This is a genomic window from Thermohalobaculum xanthum, assembly GCF_016623495.1.
GTDB classification, from domain to species: domain Bacteria; phylum Pseudomonadota; class Alphaproteobacteria; order Rhodobacterales; family Rhodobacteraceae; genus Thermohalobaculum; species Thermohalobaculum xanthum.
This window is the reverse complement of sequence record NZ_JAEHHL010000007.1, coordinates 249,058-266,296: the sequence shown is the minus strand read 5'-3', so window position 1 is coordinate 266,296 and position 17,239 is coordinate 249,058. Positions and strand designations below refer to the sequence as shown.

The 17,239-nt window shown below is 68.7% G+C and carries 18 protein-coding genes; 9 read left to right on the top strand and 9 right to left on the bottom strand.

The features are described 5' to 3' along the window. The first annotated feature begins 125 nt into the window (after positions 1-125). Complete coding sequence (locus H0I76_RS13010) at positions 126-425, top strand: hypothetical protein (RefSeq protein ID WP_200610458.1); 300 nt, start codon at positions 126-128, stop codon at positions 423-425. Positions 426-432: 7 nt separating this feature from the next. On the opposite strand, the gene cobT is transcribed toward H0I76_RS13010, so the two are convergent. From cobT to H0I76_RS12990, 4 genes are all read right to left on the bottom strand, one after another. Then, on the bottom strand, positions 433-2,328 hold the full coding sequence (gene cobT / locus H0I76_RS13005) for a cobaltochelatase subunit CobT (RefSeq protein ID WP_200610456.1): 1,896 nt from the start codon (positions 2,326-2,328) through the stop codon (positions 433-435). Then, positions 2,328-3,026: an aspartate/glutamate racemase family protein gene (locus tag H0I76_RS13000; RefSeq protein WP_200610448.1), complete on the bottom strand. Its 699-nt coding sequence runs from the start codon at positions 3,024-3,026 to the stop codon at positions 2,328-2,330. The genes cobT and H0I76_RS13000 overlap by 1 nt, the downstream gene beginning before the upstream one ends. Positions 3,027-3,037: 11 nt before the next feature. Continuing rightward, a complete protein-coding gene (cobS, locus tag H0I76_RS12995; RefSeq protein ID WP_234455295.1) occupies positions 3,038-4,027 on the bottom strand; it encodes a cobaltochelatase subunit CobS in 990 nt (329 codons plus the stop codon). 247 nt (positions 4,028-4,274) lie between these two features. Beyond that, positions 4,275-4,946 (bottom strand): J domain-containing protein, encoded by a 672-nt coding sequence (locus H0I76_RS12990; protein WP_200610437.1) that lies wholly within the window; start codon positions 4,944-4,946, stop codon positions 4,275-4,277. 102 nt (positions 4,947-5,048) lie between these two features. Between H0I76_RS12990 and H0I76_RS12985 the strand changes: the two genes are divergently transcribed. Next, positions 5,049-5,318, top strand: coding sequence for a BolA family protein (locus tag H0I76_RS12985; RefSeq protein ID WP_200610435.1), 270 nt, complete (start codon positions 5,049-5,051; stop codon positions 5,316-5,318). An 8-nt stretch (positions 5,319-5,326) separates the two neighbouring features. Here the strand turns inward: H0I76_RS12985 and H0I76_RS12980 are convergent, their stop codons facing one another. Genes H0I76_RS12980 through fabA form a run of 3 tightly spaced genes read right to left on the bottom strand, consistent with a single transcriptional unit; the run spans position 5,327 to position 7,928 of the window. Further along, positions 5,327-6,130 (bottom strand): enoyl-ACP reductase FabI, encoded by an 804-nt coding sequence (locus H0I76_RS12980; RefSeq protein WP_200610433.1) that lies wholly within the window; start codon positions 6,128-6,130, stop codon positions 5,327-5,329. A 14-nt stretch (positions 6,131-6,144) separates the two neighbouring features. Beyond that, positions 6,145-7,371: a beta-ketoacyl-ACP synthase I gene (gene fabB, locus H0I76_RS12975; protein ID WP_200610431.1), complete on the bottom strand. Its 1,227-nt coding sequence runs from the start codon at positions 7,369-7,371 to the stop codon at positions 6,145-6,147. A 41-nt stretch (positions 7,372-7,412) separates the two neighbouring features. After that, entirely contained in the window at positions 7,413-7,928 is a 516-nt protein-coding gene (gene fabA / locus H0I76_RS12970) for a bifunctional 3-hydroxydecanoyl-ACP dehydratase/trans-2-decenoyl-ACP isomerase (RefSeq protein ID WP_200610429.1), read from the bottom strand. A 170-nt stretch (positions 7,929-8,098) separates the two neighbouring features. Between fabA and irrA the strand changes: the two genes are divergently transcribed. Then, positions 8,099-8,524 (top strand): iron response transcriptional regulator IrrA, encoded by a 426-nt coding sequence (gene irrA, locus H0I76_RS12965; protein WP_200610427.1) that lies wholly within the window; start codon positions 8,099-8,101, stop codon positions 8,522-8,524. A gap of 12 nt (positions 8,525-8,536) precedes the next feature. Here the strand turns inward: irrA and H0I76_RS12960 are convergent, their stop codons facing one another. Then, complete coding sequence (locus H0I76_RS12960; protein ID WP_200610426.1) at positions 8,537-9,136, bottom strand: SH3 domain-containing protein; 600 nt, start codon at positions 9,134-9,136, stop codon at positions 8,537-8,539. 163 nt (positions 9,137-9,299) lie between these two features. Here H0I76_RS12960 and H0I76_RS12955 point away from each other — a divergent pair, with 163 nt between their 5' ends. The 6 genes from H0I76_RS12955 to H0I76_RS12930 all read left to right on the top strand — a co-directional run bounded on the left by H0I76_RS12955 (position 9,300) and on the right by H0I76_RS12930 (position 16,071). Next, positions 9,300-10,286, top strand: a complete 987-nt coding sequence (locus H0I76_RS12955; RefSeq protein WP_200610424.1) for a 2-hydroxyacid dehydrogenase — start codon at positions 9,300-9,302, stop codon at positions 10,284-10,286. Between the two features lie 33 nt (positions 10,287-10,319). Beyond that, positions 10,320-11,351, top strand: coding sequence for a GNAT family N-acetyltransferase (locus H0I76_RS12950; protein ID WP_200610422.1), 1,032 nt, complete (start codon positions 10,320-10,322; stop codon positions 11,349-11,351). An 81-nt stretch (positions 11,352-11,432) separates the two neighbouring features. After that, positions 11,433-12,176: a poly(R)-hydroxyalkanoic acid synthase subunit PhaE gene (locus H0I76_RS12945; protein WP_200610421.1), complete on the top strand. Its 744-nt coding sequence runs from the start codon at positions 11,433-11,435 to the stop codon at positions 12,174-12,176. Continuing rightward, entirely contained in the window at positions 12,173-13,267 is a 1,095-nt protein-coding gene (locus tag H0I76_RS12940; protein WP_200610420.1) for an alpha/beta fold hydrolase, read from the top strand. The genes H0I76_RS12945 and H0I76_RS12940 overlap by 4 nt, the downstream gene beginning before the upstream one ends. A 159-nt stretch (positions 13,268-13,426) precedes the next feature. Beyond that, positions 13,427-15,178 carry a tetratricopeptide repeat protein gene (locus H0I76_RS12935; RefSeq protein WP_200610419.1) on the top strand — a complete coding sequence of 584 codons (1,752 nt, stop codon included), beginning with the start codon at positions 13,427-13,429 and terminating at the stop codon, positions 15,176-15,178. 53 nt (positions 15,179-15,231) lie between these two features. Continuing rightward, positions 15,232-16,071, top strand: a complete 840-nt coding sequence (locus H0I76_RS12930) for a 4-(cytidine 5'-diphospho)-2-C-methyl-D-erythritol kinase (protein WP_200610591.1) — start codon at positions 15,232-15,234, stop codon at positions 16,069-16,071. Between the two features lie 67 nt (positions 16,072-16,138). Here H0I76_RS12930 and H0I76_RS12925 read toward each other — a convergent pair whose 3' ends face one another. Beyond that, positions 16,139-17,155 (bottom strand): polyprenyl synthetase family protein, encoded by a 1,017-nt coding sequence (locus H0I76_RS12925; protein WP_200610418.1) that lies wholly within the window; start codon positions 17,153-17,155, stop codon positions 16,139-16,141. Positions 17,156-17,239: the final 84 nt, after the last annotated feature.

Below are 17,239 nucleotides of genomic sequence, written 5' to 3'. Positions count from 1 at the left end.
GTGTTGCGAGGGGCTGATTTCGCTGCCAGAAGTTCCGCTGCACTGGCGCCATCGGGGTGGCGGTCGCGGTCGGGGCGGCCGTGACACGGCGGCACGTCCCGGCACGCGCATGGGAAGGATGACGGATGCTTTTCTGCAGGTTTCTCGGGCTCGTGTTTCTTGGTTTCGGGCTCGTCGTGCTGGGCGCCGACGTGGCGGCGGCTTACTCAAGCGACGACGGGTTTCGCCTGTCCGCTCTGGGCGAGTGGTGGTTCGCGATCCACCCCGATAGCCTTCAGCTGCTGCAGCCGGCGGTCGAGCGGCATCTGAGCCCGGCGCTCTGGGACCCGGGGATCCAGAGCTTGCTCGAATGGCCACTGGCGCTCGAGGCGCTGGCGCTTGGCGCGCTGTTCCTGCTCCTCGGGCGCCCCTGGCGGCGGCTCTGAGGTCGTCTCAGGCCGCGCGCCGGTTGCGCCGCCCAGCACGTTGGCTCGCGCGCTCGCGCAGCTTCGGGTCGCTTTCGAAGAGAGCGGCAAGCTGCTCGGTCACGGCGCCGGCAAGCTGCTCGGCATCGGTGATCGTGACCGCGCGCTGGTAGTATCGGGTCACGTCGTGTCCGATCCCAATCGCCAGCAACTCGACGTTGCGGCGGCGCTCGATCATCGAGATCACCTCTCGCAGGTGCCGCTCGAGATAGTTCGACGGGTTGACGCTGAGGGTCGAGTCATCCACGGGCGCGCCGTCGGAGATCACCATCAGGATCTTGCGCTGCTCGTGCCGCGCGGTGACGCGCTGATACGCCCACTCCAGCGCCTCGCCGTCGATGTTCTCCTTGAGCAGGCCTTCGCGCATCATCAGGCCGAGATTGCGGCGCGCCCGCCGCCACGGCGCGTCCGCCCCCTTGTAGACGATGTGGCGAAGGTCGTTGAGCCGGCCCGGGTTCGGCTGCCTCCCGGCGTTGAGCCAATCCTCGCGACTTTCGCCACCCTTCCAGGCGCGCGTGGTGAAGCCCAGGATCTCGACCTTCACCTGGCAGCGCTCCAGCGTCCGGGCGAGCACGTCGGCGGTGATGGCGGCGATCGAGATCGGCCTGCCGCGCATCGAGCCCGAGTTGTCGATCAGCAGCGTCACCACCGTGTCGCGGAACTCGGTGTCCTTCTCGACCTTGAAGCTCAGCGGGGTCGTGGGGTTCGCGACGACGCGGGCGAGACGGCCGCAGTCGAGGATGCCCTCTTCGCGGTCGAACTCCCAGCTGCGGTTCTGCTGGGCCTGAAGCCGGCGCTGAAGCCGGTTGGCGAGGCGCGACACGGCGCCCTTGAGCGGCTCGAGCTGCTTGTCGAGGTAGCCGCGCAGCCGTTCGAGCTCGGCCTCGTCGGCGAGCTCTTCGGCCGTGACCACCTCGTCATGCTTCTGGCTGAAGACGCGGTAGTCGGGATCTGCCGCGGACGGCGGGGGCGGGGTGCGCTCCTCGGGCGGCGGCATTCCCTCCTCGGCATCGAGCGCCTCCATCTCCTCGGCATCCTCGTCCGAGTCGGCGAGCTCGACCTCCATCTGGCGGCTGTCCTCGCGCTCGCCGCGCTGATCGTCCGGCAGGTATTCCTGGTCCTCCTGCTGGTCGTCGCCGCCGTCCTCGCCTTCCTGCTCCTGATCCTCGGACTCGCCCTCGTTCTGGTCATCGATCTCGTCCGGGTTGGGCTCGTCCGGGTCCTCGCCAAGCTGGTCGCCATAGCCCAGCTCGTCGATGATCCGCCAGGCCTTCTTGGCGAAGGCGACCTGGTTCTCGAGATCATTGCCGACGTTCTCGACGCTTTCGCCGAGATGGCTCTCGAAAAACCCGCGCCAGATATCGAGGAGGTGGCTCGCGTCCTTCGGCAGGGGGCGGCCCGTGATCGCCTCGCGCAACATCAGGCCCGCGGCCTCGGCCATCGGGGCGTCCTGCGTCGAGGTCATCGAGGCATAGCCGCGCTTCTCGGCCACGCTCGTCAGCCGCGCGTCGAGATTGTCAGCGACCCCCGGCATGGCGCGCGCGCCGATCGCCTCGCAGCGCGCGTCCTCGAGGGCATCGAAGATCGCGCGGGCCATCTCGCCGCGTGGCGCATAGCGGGCATGGCAGCTGTCGGAATGGAACCGTTCGCGCAGGGCGTAGGCGTCCGCGGTGCCGCGGGCGAGCATCACCTCGGCCCGGGTCATGCGGCGCGACACCTGGGGCAGCCGGATGCCGGTATTCGTCCGGCCCGGCGGGTCGGCGGAATAGGTGACCTCGATCTCGTCCTGGCCGGCCAGCGCCCGGGTCGCCTCGCCGAGGGCCTTCTTGAACGGGTCCGCCGGATTGTCGGACTTGTAGCTCATCACGCGGCCTCCAGGTCGCCCGGCGTCACGGCACCGGTTGCAAGCCGGGCAAGCAGACCGACGTGAACATCGAGCGCGTCGATCACCCGGTATCCCGTCTCCTGCCCGTCGAACGCGAGGTTGAGATCCGTCCCCGCGAGCACCACCGCGTCGGCGCCGTGCTCCTCGACCATCCGCCTGCCGGCATCGAGGAAGAGCGCGCGCTGCGCCTCGGTGCAGCGGCCCGCCACGGCCATGTCCTGATAGGCCTGGCCGATCGTGTCGATCTCGTCCCCGAGCACAACGGCCTCGGTCTTCCGCAGCTGACCGAACAGCCCGGTGCGCATGACCACGCGCGTTCCCAGCAACCCGACCCGGGCAAGTCGTTCGGCCGCGAAGAAATCATCGAGCGGGCTGACCGCCGAGATGAGAGGCAGGGATGAAATCGCCCGCGTCTCCTCGAAGCAGAAATGCCCGCCAAGCGACGTGATGGCGGCACACTGCGCCCCGGCTGCGCGCAGGCGGTCGATCAGTGGCGCATAGATCGCCGCCTGCTCGGCTCGCGCATCGGCAAGGTTGTTGCGGATCAGCTCGTGCACATCGGCATGGACGATCGTCAGATCGAGCTTACCCCCGAGCCGCTCGACCGCGGCCGTAAGGCGCTGATAATAGACGACCGTTGCCGCCACGCCGATCCCGCCGATCAGCCCGATATGCATGCGGTTGCTCCTCAGCCGAGGCTCACGCTCGCGGCGCTCTCCGGCAATTCCTCGCCAAAGCACTTCTGGTAGATCTCGGCCACCAGCTGGCGCTCGAGCTCGTCGCACTTGTTGAGGAAGGTGAGGCGGAAGGCAAAGCCGATGTCGTTCCCGAAGATCTCGGCGTTCTGCGCCCAGGCAATCACCGTGCGAGGCGACATCACGGTCGAGAGGTCGCCATTCATGAAGGCCTGGCGCGTGAGGTCGGCGACCGTCACCATCTGGCTGATGGTCTTCTCGCGGCCGTTGGCGTATTCGGGGCACTTCGCGAGCACGATCTGCGCCTCGGCGTCATGCGGCAGATAGTTCAGGGTCGTGACGATCGACCAGCGGTCCATCTGGCCCTGGTTGATCTGCTGCGTGCCGTGATAGAGCCCGGTGGTGTCGCCAAGCCCGACAGTGTTCGCCGTCGCGAAGAGGCGGAAGGACGGGTGCGGCTTGATCACCTGGTTCTGGTCGAGCAGCGTGAGCTTGCCGTCGACCTCGAGAACGCGCTGGATCACGAACATCACGTCGGGGCGGCCGGCGTCATATTCGTCGAAGACGATTGCGGTCGGCGTGCGCAGGGCCCAGGGCAGGATGCCTTCCTGGAACTCGGTCACCTGGACGCCTTCGCGCAGGCGGATGGCGTCCTTCCCGATCAGGTCGATCCGGCTGATGTGGCTGTCGAGGTTGACGCGCACGCACTGCCAGTTCAGCCGCGCGGCGACCTGCTCGATATGGGTGGATTTACCGGTCCCGTGATAGCCTTGGATCATGACCCGGCGGTTGTGGGCGAAGCCCGCGAGAATGGCCAGGGTCGTGTCGCGGTCGAAGCGGTAGGTCGCGTCGATCTCGGGTACCCGGTCGGTCGGCTCGGCGAAGCCCTTGACCGTCATGTCGGTGTCGATCCCGAAGAGATCACGCACCGAATATTCGACGGTCGGGAGTTCCGCGGGGTTTCTGTTGCCGCCGTCTGCCATCTCGTCCTCCATCAGCGTCCGCGACCCCGTGTGAACCATAGACCGGGGCGATGCAAGAGCAAGCGCGACATCGCGCGCGGCGCGTGTCGACCTCCTGCGGTCACGGCTGGGTGATCGGGATCCGGCCGATATAATGCGCTTTCCGCATTCAGGGAAGCCTGAACCGCAAGGGCCCGCGGATCGGGCGCGGATCGCCTGAATGCGGGCACGATCGCGCGCCCGATGGCCCGCGCGCGCGGCTTGACTGTCAGCTTCGGAAGTTGCGGCTCTTGCGCAGGATCTGCCATGCCTTGAGGACCTGGGCGAGCCGCTCGGGCTCGGGGTTCTCGCCGCCGTTCATGTCGGGATGCAGGTCCTTGACGAGGGCGCGGTAGCGCTGGCGAACCTCGGCGCGCGTTTCGACCTGATGGGGCAGGCCCAGGGTGTCCATCGCCTTCTGTTCCTCGCGCGTCAGGCGCCGCCGCGGTCGCTCGGCGCCCGCGGGACGCGCGGGGTTGAGCGTCGCTGCCGCGCCCAGAACCTCGAGCGGATCACTCACGCCAAAGCGCTCCCAGGCGCGGCCGTCGGTGTGGCCGTGCAGGAAGCCCATCGCCGCCGAGGGCCCCTTTCCCATGCGCCATGTCGGCCGTTCCCAGACATTGGCGTCGCGCAGCTGCTGTGCCAGAGCGTCCTCGTCGAGCCCCTCGAAGAAGTTCCACGCCGCGTTGTAGTCGCGCACATGGTCGAGGCAGAACCATCGATACTCGTTCAGCTTGTCGGGGCTCGCCGGGGCGCGGTAGCTGCCCTTGGCGGCGCATCCGGGCCATTCGCAGCCGCGCCCGGATGCCTCGAACGCGCCCGACATGCCACGGGTGCGCGTCCGGCGCCGCTTGTCCGCGGAGACCGAGACATCGTAATCGAGGTGCGGGTTCGGCGGCATCGGCTTCCGTTCGCTTTACCGTGGTCTTGCCCCTCATGTAGTGAGCACAAGATCATAGCCTATAGAAAATGAAGTCCAATTCTTGACATGAGGAATCCGTGAATGCCGGTCGCTACGACAATCGAGGACAAGTTGCGCCAAGCCTTCGCGCCCGAGGCGCTGGAACTGATCGACGAAAGCGAGCGGCACCGTGGTCACGGTGGCTGGCGCGAGGGCGGCGAGACGCATTTTCGCCTGCGCATGACGGCGGCCGCGTTCGCGGGCCAGGGCCGCGTGGCGCGTCAGCGCGCCGTCAACAAGGTGCTGGCCGAGGAACTCGCCGGCCCGGTGCACGCTCTCGCGATGGAGCTGCGCGCGCCCGGCGAGGCCTGAGACGGTCGTCAGCCGGTTTGGTTCGGCAGGTTCTCGAGCTGGGCCATCCCCAGCACGTGGTATCCGCCGTCGACGAACAGCACGTCGCCCGAGGTCGATGCCCCGAGATCCGACAGCAGGTAGACCGCCGCGCCACCGACATGCTCGAGGGCTGCATTCTTGCGCAGCGGAGCGTTGTCCTCGGTCGCCCGGAACACGCGCCGCGCGCCGCCGATGGCCGAGCCCGCCAAGGTGCGCATCGGTCCGGGGCTGATCGCGTTCACCCGGATGCCCTGCGGCCCGAGATCGTTCGCGAGGTAGCGCACCGAGGCCTCGAGCGCGGCCTTGGCGACACCCATCACGTTGTAGTTGGGCATGACCCGCTGCGCGCCCAGATAGGTCATGGTCACCAATGCGCCGCCGTCGGGCATCAGGTCTGCGGCGCGGCGTGCCACGTCGACGAACGAGTAGCAGGAGATGTCCATCGAGCGCAGGAAGTTGGCCCGGCTGGTGTCGGCGAAGCGGCCGGTCAGCTCGGCCTTGTCGGAATAGGCGATTGCATGGACAAGAAAATCCATGCTGCCCCACTGGGACTTGAGCGCGGAGAACACCTCGTCGAGGCTGGCGTCGCTGGTGACGTCCGCGTCCATGACGACATTGGCGCCAAGGCTTTCGGCGAGCGGGCGCACCCGGCGCTCGAACGCATGGCCCTGATAGGTGAACGCCAGCTCGGCACCCTGCGCGTGGAGTGCCTTCGCCACGCCCCAGGCGATCGAATGGTCATTCGCGACGCCCATGATGAGCCCGCGCTTGCCCTGCATGAGACCGGACATCGGAAGCCCTCCGCTCACCCGTGATACCGGCTGAGCGCGAGTGTCGCGTTCGTGCCGCCGAAGCCGAAGCTGTTCGAGATCATAGTATCAAGGCCCGCGCCGTCGACCCGCGAGGTGACGACCGGAGCGCCGGCAAAGTCGGGGTCGAGATCCTCGACATTCGCGCTCGCCGCGATGAAGTCGCCCTGCATCATCAGCAGGCAGTAGATCGCCTCCTGCACGCCCGTCGCGCCGAGGCTGTGGCCGGTCAGGGATTTGGTCGACGAGAAGCGCGGCTCGGTGCCCGTGCCGAAGACCTCGCGGATCGCCTCGACCTCCTTCTTGTCGCCGACCGGGGTCGAGGTGCCGTGGGTGTTGATGTAGTCGACCTTGCGCTCGCCAATGGTCGAGATGGCCTGGCGCATGCAGCGCACGGCCCCCTCGCCCGACGGCGCCACCATGTCGTAGCCGTCCGAGGTCGCCCCGTATCCGGTCACCTCGGCATAGATCTTCGCCCCGCGGGCGAGCGCGCGGCCAAGTTCCTCGAGCACGACGACGCCCGCGCCGCCCGCGATCACGAAGCCATCGCGGTCCTTGTCGTAGGCGCGGCTCGCGCGCGTCGGCGTGTCGTTGTACTTCGAGCTCATCGCGCCCATGGCGTCGAAGAGGCAGGACAGGGTCCAGTCGAGCTCCTCGCCGCCGCCGGCAAAGACGATGTCCTGCTTGCCCCACTGGATCTGCTCGACGCCATTGCCGATGCAATGCGCCGAGGTGGAGCAGGCCGAGGTGATCGAGTAGTTGATGCCCTTGATCTTGAAGGGCGTGGCAAGCGTCGCCGAGTTGGTCGACGACATGGCCTTGGGCACCGCGAAGGGTCCGATCCGGCGCGGGCCGCCCTTGTGCAGCACCGTCTGGTGCGCCTCGAAAAGCGCCTTGGTCGATGGCCCGCCCGACCCCATGATCAGGCCGGACCGCTCGTTGCTCACCTCGGCCTCGGTCAGGCCCGCATCGGCGATCGCCTGCTCCATCGCAATGTAGTTCCAGGCCGCACCGTCGCCCATGAAACGGCGAACGCGCTTGTCGACAAGGCCCTCGATATCCACCTCGGGCTTGCCGTGAACCTGGCAGCGGAAGCCATGCTCGGCGTAATCGGGCGCGAACACGATGCCCGAGCGCCCTTCGCGCAGGCTGGCTGTCACCTCCTGCGCGTTCGAGCCGATGGATGAGACGATACCAAGTCCGGTGATGACGACACGACGCATGAGCCGCTGCTCCCCGTGTTTCTCCGCCCCTCGCGGGGCCGTCAGGCGCCGGCTTCCGTGAAGAGGCCGACCCGCATGTCGGTGGTGGTGTAGATGACCTGCCCGTCCGCTTCCATCTGCCCGTCGGCGATACCCATCTTGAGCTTGCGATCGATCACGCGCCTGAGCGTGACCGTGTAGCGAACGAGCTTCGTGACCGGCGTGACCTGGCCCGAGAACTTGACCTCGCCCACGCCCAGTGCCCTGCCGCGTCCGGCCATCCCGCGCCAGCCCAGATAGAAGCCGGTGAGCTGCCAGAGCGCGTCAAGCCCGAGGCAACCGGGCATCACCGGGTCACCCAGGAAATGACACTTGAAGAACCAGAGATCGGGATTGATGTCGAGTTCCGCAACCACCTCGCCCTTGCCGTGAACCCCGCCATCCGCGGTGATCGAGGTGATCCGGTCCAGCATCAGCATCGGGGGAGCGGGCAGCTGCGCATTGCCCGGGCCGAACAGCTCGCCCCGCGCACAACTCATGAGGCCTTCGTAATCATAGCTGTTCGCGCGCGCGCTCATCGGCCTTCCCATCTCACGTCCTCGTCCGCAGCCTCCCTAGCACCCGTGCCAGAACCAGACAAGAACGTGATTGCCCAAGCGGAAGGCGCAAAAGCTTTGGTCTGGCGGCGTCGACGCTTTTCGGGTTAAAAGACCGGTTGGAAAACTTGGGCTGCGAAGGGTTTTGCGCGATGGACGAACGGGCAGGGACGCCCGCCTGGCGCGCGGCAAACTGGTTGGCAAGCGCGGGGCTGCGGCCGACGCGCCAGCGTCTCGTGCTGGCCGAGCTGCTGATCGGCGACGGGAACGACCGCCATGTCACGGCCGAAAGCCTCTACGAGGCGGCATGCGGGACCGGCACCAATGTCTCCCTCGCGACGGTCTACAACACGCTGCGCAGCTTCACCGTGGCGGGCCTGCTGACCGAGATCACGGTGGATGGCACGCGCTCGTATTTCGACACCGACGTGTCGGACCACGCCCATTTCTACTGGGAGGACGACGGACGCCTTACCGACGCCCCGCTTGGCGCGGTGCAGTTCGAGCGTCTTCCCGACCCGCCGGAAGGCGCCGAAATCGCGAAGGTCGACGTGGTGATCCGCCTTCGCCGCAGCTGACGGCGCGTGGTCTCAGTCGGGCAGCGTCTCGTCTGGATCGACGCCCCAGACAGCGTCCTTGCGGACCCAGCCCGAGATGTCGTCGGTCTCGATCTCGCACCAGTCCGGCTCGCATTCCACCAGCGTGGCGACCACGCCTTGCTCGGCGCGTGCGGTGACGGGGGCGCTCGCGCTCGGCTCGTCGTGCAGTTCCGCGATGGGTGCGGTCACCAGCACGGTGCGGCGCCCCGACAGCAGCGAATGGAAAACCCAGCCGCCGGCATCGTCCGAGTCAACGATCCGGCGCCAGTCCCGGTACTCGTCGATGATCCGCACCGGCAGGCCAGCCCTGCGGAACACCCAGTCGATGCGGTAGATCTGTCCCGGGCCACGGCGGACATTGATCTTGTTCGACCGGAGCGAGACATACCGTGGCATCGGCAGCTTGGTGACCGGACCCACGGCGGCGTCGCTGGCCTCGGGCGTGTCCTCGCGCGCGGGTGGGGCGGGCGGCGTGGTCTGGGCCTTCGCATCGGGCACCGCGCCCCATGTCATGAGCCCGACGATAACGAGAAGCGCCGCGCGTCGCGCGCCGGACCGGGCCCGACCGGACCCACTTCCTCGATGTGTCATGGCCCGCACTGCCTTCACGTCCCGCGTCGTCTCCCGCGCCGTGCTCATATGCGCTGGCGTCCCGGGTGTCGCGTGATTTCTTGTCCGGGGAGGAAATGCCCTCTTCAATCCACCCGCGCAAGAATCTAACACATGGGACAGGCCCAAAGGAAAGGGAATTGGGATGACCCGCAAGCGTCTCTCCGTCGTCGTGACCCGCAAGCTGCCGGAGGCCGTCGAGACACGGATGCGCGAGCTCTTCGAAGTTCGCATCAACGAGGACGACCATCCGATGAGCGAGGCCGAGCTTGCCGAGGCGATCCGTACCGCCGACGTGCTGGTCCCGACGGTGACCGACAGGATCGGCCAGAAGCTCCTGGCCCAGGCCGGCGAACAGCTCAAGCTGATCGCCAATTACGGCGCCGGCTTCGACCACATCGACGTCGAGACGGCGCGCGCCCGTGGCATCCTCGTGTCCAACACGCCCGGCGTGCTGACCGAGGACACGGCCGACATGACGATGGCGCTGATCCTCGCCGTTCCGCGCAGGCTGGCCGAAGGGATCGAGCTGATGCAGTCGGGCAAGTGGGAGGGTTGGACGCCCACCGCGATCATGGGCCACCGCATCTGGGGCAAGCGGCTCGGGATCGTCGGCATGGGCCGGATCGGACAGGCCGTGGCGCGGCGCGCGCGGGCCTTCGGCCTGCAGATCCACTACCACAACCGCCGACGCCTTCACGAAAGCATCGAGGAATCGCTCGAGGCCACCTACTGGGAAAGCCTCGACCAGATGCTCGCCCGCATGGATATCGTCAGCGTCAACTGCCCGCACACGCCGGGCACGTTCCACCTGCTCTCGGCCCGGCGCCTCGCGCTGATGAAGAAGAGTGCCTACATCGTGAACACCGCGCGCGGCGAGATCATCGACGAGAACGCGCTGACCCGAATGCTGGTCAAGGGCGAGCTGGCGGGGGCGGGGCTCGACGTGTTCGAGCACGAGCCCGGCGTCAATCCGCGCCTGATGGGGCTGCCGAACGTCGTTCTGCTGCCGCATATGGCGTCGGCCACCTTCGAGGGGCGGCTCGAGATGGGCGAGAAGGTCATCATCAACATCAAGACATTTGCCGACGGTCACCGGCCGCCCGACCAGGTGCTGCCCTCGATGCTCTGAGCCGAGTGTCCGTAACCCGGGAGGCGGGGCTCTATGCATGTGATCCGGCCGGCGGTGCCGACGGACGCCGCAGCGATCGCGGCGATCCACACCGCCTCGTGGGGCGATGCCTATGCGCCGCTCCTTCCCGACGGCGCTCTGGGCCCGGGCCTCGCCGCCGAGCATCGCGGGTTGTGGGAGCGCGTCCTCGCGCCGTCGGCAAGCATGCGGGCGGTGCTCGTGGCGGTCGAGGGCGCGCGGGTGCTCGGCTTCGCTGCGACCCATCCTGACCGCGACGATCCCGGCGCCGACCACCTGGCCGCACTTCACACCGATCCGCGCGCCCGCGGGCAGGGCGTCGGCGCCGCGCTGATGCGCGAGGTTGCGGACCGGCTCGGCGCGCTCGGCCGCCAGCGGCTCTGGTGCTGGGTGCTGAGCGCGAACGCGGGCGCGCGGCGCTTCTATGCGCGCCTCGGCGCGGTCGAGGGTGCGGCCACCCTGGCCGAGATCGTGCCCGGCATCGCCGCCGAGGAGGTGCGGGTCGAGTTCGCTTCGCTGCGCGCGCTTGGGGCCGCGGCACGCGCGTCGCGCGTCGCGCGGCTGGATCCGCCTCTGGTTCTCGCCTCGGCGGACGTGGCGGGCGAGCAGGGCGCGCCCCATCCGGTCGCATCGGCCGAGAGCGCGCGCCGGCGGGTGAAGCGGCGCCTCGGCGACCCGTTCGGCCTCTCGCAGTTCGGGGTTAACCGGCTGGAGCTCGAACCCGGCGCATCGTCCTCGATCCCGCATGCGCACAGCCACGAGGACGAGTTCGTGATGGTGCTCGAGGGCGAGGCCTGGCTCGTCTCGGGCAAGGCCGAGACGCGGCTCGGTCCGGGCGATTGCGCGGGCTTCGCGGGCGGCGGCGGGCGGGCGCATCATCTCGAGAATCGGAGCTCGGCACCGGCCGTGGTCCTCGAGATCGGCAGCCGCCTGCCGGATCGCGACGAGATCGACTATCCGCGAGACGGCCTGCGGATCGTCCAGCGCCCGGACGGGCTCAGGGTGTATCGCCGGCGTGACGGGTCCGAGATCGGGCCGAGCGACTGAGCCGCCCGCCACCCTTGGCGCACTGGCGATCCGTGCGAAAGCGGTGTAGCAACCTCCAGAGAGTGACGAAGGGGGCACGCTATGTCCGATGGCGGCGGCGCCGAGGGCGATCTCTTCCGGCTTTGGCTGGAAGGCGCGCGCGCCTTCGCCGACTCCAACGCCGCCGGATCGGCGGCCTGGCAGCGGGCCGAGGCGCTGCACAAGGCGTGGTCGCGCTTTGCCGAGGCCTTCGCCGAGGCCCACGCAGCGCGCCATTCCGAGCCCGGCGCGAGCCCGCTCGATCCCGCGGGCTGGCTCCGCCCCGCGGGCCAGGGCGGCATGGCCGATCTCTGGCGGTGGTTCGAGGGCCCAGAGCTTGCTGATATCCTGCGCGAGGAGCGCGAAGCGATCCGGTCCACGCGGGAGTGGATCGCCTTCTCCGCCGCACTCGAGCAGTTCCGCGCCGTTGTTGCCGAGGGCTGGATGCGCGCCTTCAAGGCGTTCGTTGAGCGGCTCTCGGCCGAGCTTGCCGCCGCGCGGGACGAGAAGCGCCCGGATCCCGACTGGGCGCAGATGACGGCGCTCTGGCGCGAGGTGGCGGATGCCGAGATGGCGCGCACGCACCGCTCGGACGCCTTTCTTGCCGCGCAGCGCGATCTCATCGAAGCCCAGATCGCCGTGCGCGGAACGCTGCGGAAAAGGATCGACCGGCTCGCGGGGTTCCTCGGCTTGCCCACGCGTGCCGAACTCGACGACCTCCATGCGACCGTCCACGCGCTCCGGCGCGAGGTCAGGGCGTTGCGGGCCGGCGGTGGCGGCGAACAAGGTCCGGATCACGAGAGGTGAGCGCGGGGGCAGAAAGCGATCGTAGCGTGGCGCGCATGGCCGAGCTCACGCGGCGCATGACGAGGCTCGCGAGGCGGCTCGGCGAGTCCGGCACACGCCAGGTCGAGATCGCGACCACGCCGAAGGACCTCGTCTGGCGCGACGGCAAGGTCAGCCTGTCGCGCTACCGGCCGGTTGCCGAGCCCCATCTTGGTCCGATGGTGATCGTGCACGGGCTGATCGGCCGGGCGACGATGAGCGATCTCGAGCCGGGCCGCTCGCTGGTCGAGCGCCTCGTCGCCGCCGGGGTCGACACCTATGTGGTCGACTGGGGAAACCCGACCCGGGCCGATCGTTTCCTCGATTTCACCGATTACGCCGATGTCTTCCTTGGCGAGATCCTCGCCGCCGTCGCCCGCACGAGCGGCGAGAGCCGCGCGGTCATCTTCGGGATCTGCCAGGGCGGAGATTTCGCGCTTTGCCACGCGGCGCTGCACCCGCATCGGCTGAAGGGCCTCGCGCTCGCGGTCACGCCGGTCGATTTCCACGCCGATGTCGAGGACCCCGAGCCGACACATGGGCATCTCAACCTGTGGACGCGCAGCCTCGACCCCGACCTGATCCGGCGGATGGTCGACGACTGGGGCAATCTCCCCGGCGAGCTGACGGGCGCGGTCTTCCAGAACCTCGCGCCGGCGCGAACCGTGTCGAAATACAGCGCCGACCTGCTCGAGATCGCCGAGGACGACGACGCCTTCGAGACCTTCCTCAGGATGGAGAAATGGCTCGCCGACCGGCCCGACCATCCCGGCGAGGCGGCCAAGGACTGGCTCATCGGCCTCTATGCCGAGAACCGGCTCGTGAAGGGCAGCTTCGTGGTCGGCGGCCGGCCCGTGCGGCTTGGCGACATCGCCTGTCCGGTCATCAACATCTACGGCCTGCGCGATCACATCATTCCACCGCCGTGCTCGAAGGCCCTGCGCCGCCACCTGCGCAATGTCGCCTACCGTGAGGTCGAGGTTCCCACCGGACATATCGGTGTCTTCGTCTCGCGCCGCGCTCAGCAGATCGTGCCGCCCGCGCTCGTCGATTGGCTGTCGGGGCTGGACTGAGTGCAACGCTTCGGGCTCGACGCACGGCCGCGCGGCGATATTTCCTTTCCGGAGGACCGTATTGCGATAATCTGTCGGTCGGTTGGCGCGATGCGCTAGGATTTCCACGCTGCGGCCCCCATGTGCCGCCTGTAAGGCTACCATTCCGAGGAGACCGCATTGGACTGCTGCTTCTCTTTCGTGACCCGCGCGGTGGGCGTTTCGGCCATCGCGCTCCTCCTCGCAGGCGCGCCCCGGCCGGGCATTGCCGAGCCTGCCGTTGGTGCCTATCTCGCGGCCGAGCAGGCCGTGCGGAACGGTGATGCCGCCGGCGCGGCCGAGTATTATGCCCGGGCCCTTGCCGGCGATCCGTCGGACAAGACCCTGCTCGAACGCACGATCCTCGCCAAGGTCGCAGCCGGTCAGGTCGATACCGCGATTCCCCTTGCGAGGCGGCTCGAGGAGGTCTCGCCTGGCCACAATCTCGGCGCCCTCGTCCTCGCCGCCGACGGCCTGAAACGCCGGAAGCCCGACGAGGTGCGCGCGGCGCTGGACGCCGTGCCCGAGGATGGCGGCCAGTTTCTCGGGCTTCTCATCGAGGCATGGGCGCATGTCGCGGCTGGCGACACGAATGCCGCGCGCATGGCGATCACCGACCTCCAGGCGGACACCAACCTCGGCCCCGCGGGACAGCAGCTGGCATCTTATCATCTCGGACTGATGGAGGCGCTGGCGGGCAATGACGAGGCCGCGGTCGAGGCCTTCTTGAAGGCATCCGACAGCCCTGACACGGCGGGATTTCGCCTCGTCCGCAGCCAGGCCGGCGCGCTGGCGCGGCTCGACCGCACCGACGAGGCGCGTGCCCTGATCTCGCAGCGCCTGGGCCGCACGCTCGGCGACGACCGGCTCGAGGACCTGGAGCGCTCGATCGCGCAGGGCGACCTGCCGTCTCCCGTCGTCACGAGCGCCGAGCAGGGCACGGCCGAGGCGTTCTTCGACCTCGCGGGCTTTCTCGCGCGCGGCGCGAACCGGATGGTCGGTCTTGCCTACGCGCGGCTGGCGAATTTCCTCGACCCCGACCTGATCGAGGCCAAGCTCTTGACGGCGCAGATGCTGCGTGCGTCCGACCAGTACGACCAGGCGATCGCGGCCTACGAGACGGTGCCGCGCGACGTGCCCGAGGCGATGCAGGCCCAGATCGGCCGCGCCGAGACCTTGCAGCTCTCGGGTCGTGTCGAGCCCGCCATCATCGCGATGCGCGAGGTCGCCGCCCGCTTCCCGCGATCGATCGAGGCGCAGAACGCGCTCGGCGACCTGTTGCGGCGCGAGGAGCGTTTCGACGAGGCGGCGCTGGCCTACGACGCGACGATCCGCCTTTTGCCCGAGGTCGAGCCCTATCACTGGGTGCTGTTCTACCAGCGGGGCATCGCCTATGAGCGCTCGAAGCAATGGGACCTGGCCGAGCCCGACTTCCTGAAGGCCCTTGAGCTCGAACCCGACCAGCCTCTGGTGCTGAACTACCTGGGGTATTCCTGGGTCGAGATGGGCCTCAATTTCGACGAGGCGCAGGCCATGATCGAAAAGGCGGTCGAGCAGCGGCCGCAGGATGGCTACATCGTCGACAGCCTGGGCTGGGTCCTGTACCGGCTGGGCGATTTCGAGGCTGCCTCGACCCATCTCGAGCGCGCCGTCGAACTGATGCCGGTGGATCCGGTCATCAACGATCACTATGGCGACGCCCTGTGGATGGTCGGCCGCAAGACCGAGGCACGATTCCAGTGGAAGCGCGCCCTGTCGTTCGAGCCCGAGGAAAAGGATCTCAAGCGGATCCGCCGGAAGCTTGAGGTCGGCCTCGACACGGTGCTTGCCGAGGAAGCCGCGAGCGGAACGCCCGCGGTGATCGGGGCGACGGACGCGAAGAACGGCGGCTGACAATGACCCTGACGTCGTCCGACCCCGCCGCGTCCCGCGCGGCCGGCGGGGGCATGTCCGATGCCGCGCCGGCAAAGGTCAACCTGTTCCTTCATCTGCGCGGCCTGCGGGCCGATGGCTATCACCTGCTCGAAAGCCTCGCCGTGTTTCCCGGGGTCGGGGACGTGATCGAGGCCGAGGACGGGCCGGGCCTGTCGCTTTCGCTCGATGGTCCGTTCGGCTGGGACCTTCCGGCGGGTGGCGACAACCTCGTGCTGCGGGCGGCCGAGATGCTGGCGCAGGCATGCGCGATCGCCCGGCCGCGTGCGGCGCTTCGCCTGACCAAGAACCTGCCTGTCGCGTCGGGCATCGGCGGCGGTTCGTCCGACGCCGCGGCGGCGCTGCGGGTTCTCGCCAGGCGCTGGGGCGTCTCCGTGCCCGAGGGGCTCGCGGAACGGCTCGGGGCGGACGTGCCGGTCTGCCTCGCCGCACCGCGCGCGACGCTGATGGCGGGTGTCGGCGAGCAACTGACACCCGGGCCCGCGATGCCGGACTTCTGGATGGTGCTCGTCAATCCGCTGCGCAGCGTCGAGACCCGTGCCGTCTTTCGCGCGACGGTCGAGAAGGATCATCCGCCGGGTCCTGCTGCGCCCGGCCAGGGGTTTCGGGACTTCCCGTCCCTGGTCGACTGGCTCCGGGCACAGCGCAATGATCTCGAGCCCGCCGCACGACATCTCTGCCCCGAGATCGGCGAGGTTGTCGCGGCGCTTGGAGATGCCCCGCTTGCGCGGATGTCGGGGTCGGGTGCCACATGCTTTGCCCTGCACCAGACGGCCGAGGCCGCGCTTGCGCATGCCGACCGGATCCGCGCGCAGGCGCCAGGCTGGTGGGTGACGGCGGCGCCCGTCGCCTAGTGCGGCGGCCAAACACCAAGGTTAGCCGCAGCCGTCAGTTCACGCTTCGTCGGGTATTGACGCCGCGTCACACCGTGCGCGCGACCACGAACTCGGCGATATCGGTCAGTGCGGTCTTGATCGGCCCCTCGGGAAAGGCGGCCAGGGCGCCGATCGCGCGCGCCGCCTCGTCGCGCGCGGCCTGCCGCGTCGCTTCCAGCGCGCCGGTCGCATCGAGGTAGGCCAGAGCCTGTTCGAGATCGCCCTCGCCCTGCTGCCCCCTGGCGATGGTGCGCTGCCAGAAGGCGCGCGCGGCCGCGTCTCCCCGCTGCACCGCGAGGATCACCGGCATCGTCACCTTGCCTTCCCGGAAGTCGTCGCCGGTGTTCTTGCCAAGCGCGTCGGCCGACCCGCCATAATCGAGCCAGTCGTCGGCCAGCTGGAAGGCGATCCCCAGCGCGTCGCCATAGGTGCGCATCGCCGTGACCTCGTCTTCGGGCCGCTCGGCGATGACCGCGCCCACTTCGGTCGCGGCGGCGAAGAGCGCCGCCGTCTTTCCCCGGATGACCTGCTCGTAGCGGTCGAGCCCCGTGGTCAGGTCATGCGCGGTGATCAGCTGCAGCACCTCGCCCTCGGCGATCACGGCCGAGGCCGAGGAGAGGATGCCGAGCACCCGCACCGACCCGGTCTCGACCATCAGCTGGAACGCGCGGGAAAACAGGTAGTCGCCGACCAGCACGCTCGACTTGTTGTCCCAGAGGATGTTCGCGGTGGCCCGTCCCCGCCGGCGCGCGCTCTCGTCGACCACGTCGTCGTGCAGCAGCGTGGCGGTGTGGATGAACTCGACCGTCGCCGCCAGCTTGATGTGGTCATCGCCGCGATAGCCGCAGAGCCGGGCTGCGGCCAGCGTCAGGATCGGCCGAAGCCGCTTGCCGCCCGCCTCGATCAGATGGGCCGAGATTTCCGGAATGCGCGGCGCGTGCTCCGAACTCATGCGCTCGCGGATCACCAGGCCCACGCGCTCGAGATCCTCGGAGACCAGCGCGACCAGCCGCTCGAAAGGGCCGGGCGCGGTGTTGGGGCTCGTCGCGGAGGTCGAAGGCATGCGCACAGGATCCTTGGGCTGGGTCAGTCAGGAGATGTGGGCGAATCGATGCCGCGGATGCCCGTTGCGGCGTGCTGGCTGTGC

Excerpts from the sequence above, each read along its gene's own strand:
- H0I76_RS12930 (WP_200610591.1), top strand. The coding sequence starts at position 15,232 with ATGTCCGATGCCGCGCCGGCAAAGGTCAACCTGTTCCTTCATCTGCGC.
- H0I76_RS12980 (WP_200610433.1), bottom strand. The coding sequence starts at position 6,130 with ATGTCCGGTCTCATGCAGGGCAAGCGCGGGCTCATCATGGGCGTCGCG.
- H0I76_RS12955 (WP_200610424.1), top strand. The coding sequence starts at position 9,300 with ATGACCCGCAAGCGTCTCTCCGTCGTCGTGACCCGCAAGCTGCCGGAG.
- fabA (WP_200610429.1), bottom strand. The coding sequence starts at position 7,928 with ATGAGCGCGCGCGCGAACAGCTATGATTACGAAGGCCTCATGAGTTGT.
- fabB (WP_200610431.1), bottom strand. The coding sequence starts at position 7,371 with ATGCGTCGTGTCGTCATCACCGGACTTGGTATCGTCTCATCCATCGGC.
- H0I76_RS12945 (WP_200610421.1), top strand. The coding sequence starts at position 11,433 with ATGTCCGATGGCGGCGGCGCCGAGGGCGATCTCTTCCGGCTTTGGCTG.
- irrA (WP_200610427.1), top strand. The coding sequence starts at position 8,099 with ATGGACGAACGGGCAGGGACGCCCGCCTGGCGCGCGGCAAACTGGTTG.
- H0I76_RS12925 (WP_200610418.1), bottom strand. The coding sequence starts at position 17,155 with ATGCCTTCGACCTCCGCGACGAGCCCCAACACCGCGCCCGGCCCTTTC.
- cobT (WP_200610456.1), bottom strand. The coding sequence starts at position 2,328 with ATGAGCTACAAGTCCGACAATCCGGCGGACCCGTTCAAGAAGGCCCTC.
- H0I76_RS12990 (WP_200610437.1), bottom strand. The coding sequence starts at position 4,946 with ATGCCGCCGAACCCGCACCTCGATTACGATGTCTCGGTCTCCGCGGAC.
- cobS (WP_234455295.1), bottom strand. The coding sequence starts at position 4,027 with ATGGCAGACGGCGGCAACAGAAACCCCGCGGAACTCCCGACCGTCGAA.
- H0I76_RS12985 (WP_200610435.1), top strand. The coding sequence starts at position 5,049 with ATGCCGGTCGCTACGACAATCGAGGACAAGTTGCGCCAAGCCTTCGCG.
- H0I76_RS12960 (WP_200610426.1), bottom strand. The coding sequence starts at position 9,136 with ATGACACATCGAGGAAGTGGGTCCGGTCGGGCCCGGTCCGGCGCGCGA.
- H0I76_RS12950 (WP_200610422.1), top strand. The coding sequence starts at position 10,320 with ATGCATGTGATCCGGCCGGCGGTGCCGACGGACGCCGCAGCGATCGCG.
- H0I76_RS13000 (WP_200610448.1), bottom strand. The coding sequence starts at position 3,026 with ATGCATATCGGGCTGATCGGCGGGATCGGCGTGGCGGCAACGGTCGTC.
- H0I76_RS13010 (WP_200610458.1), top strand. The coding sequence starts at position 126 with ATGCTTTTCTGCAGGTTTCTCGGGCTCGTGTTTCTTGGTTTCGGGCTC.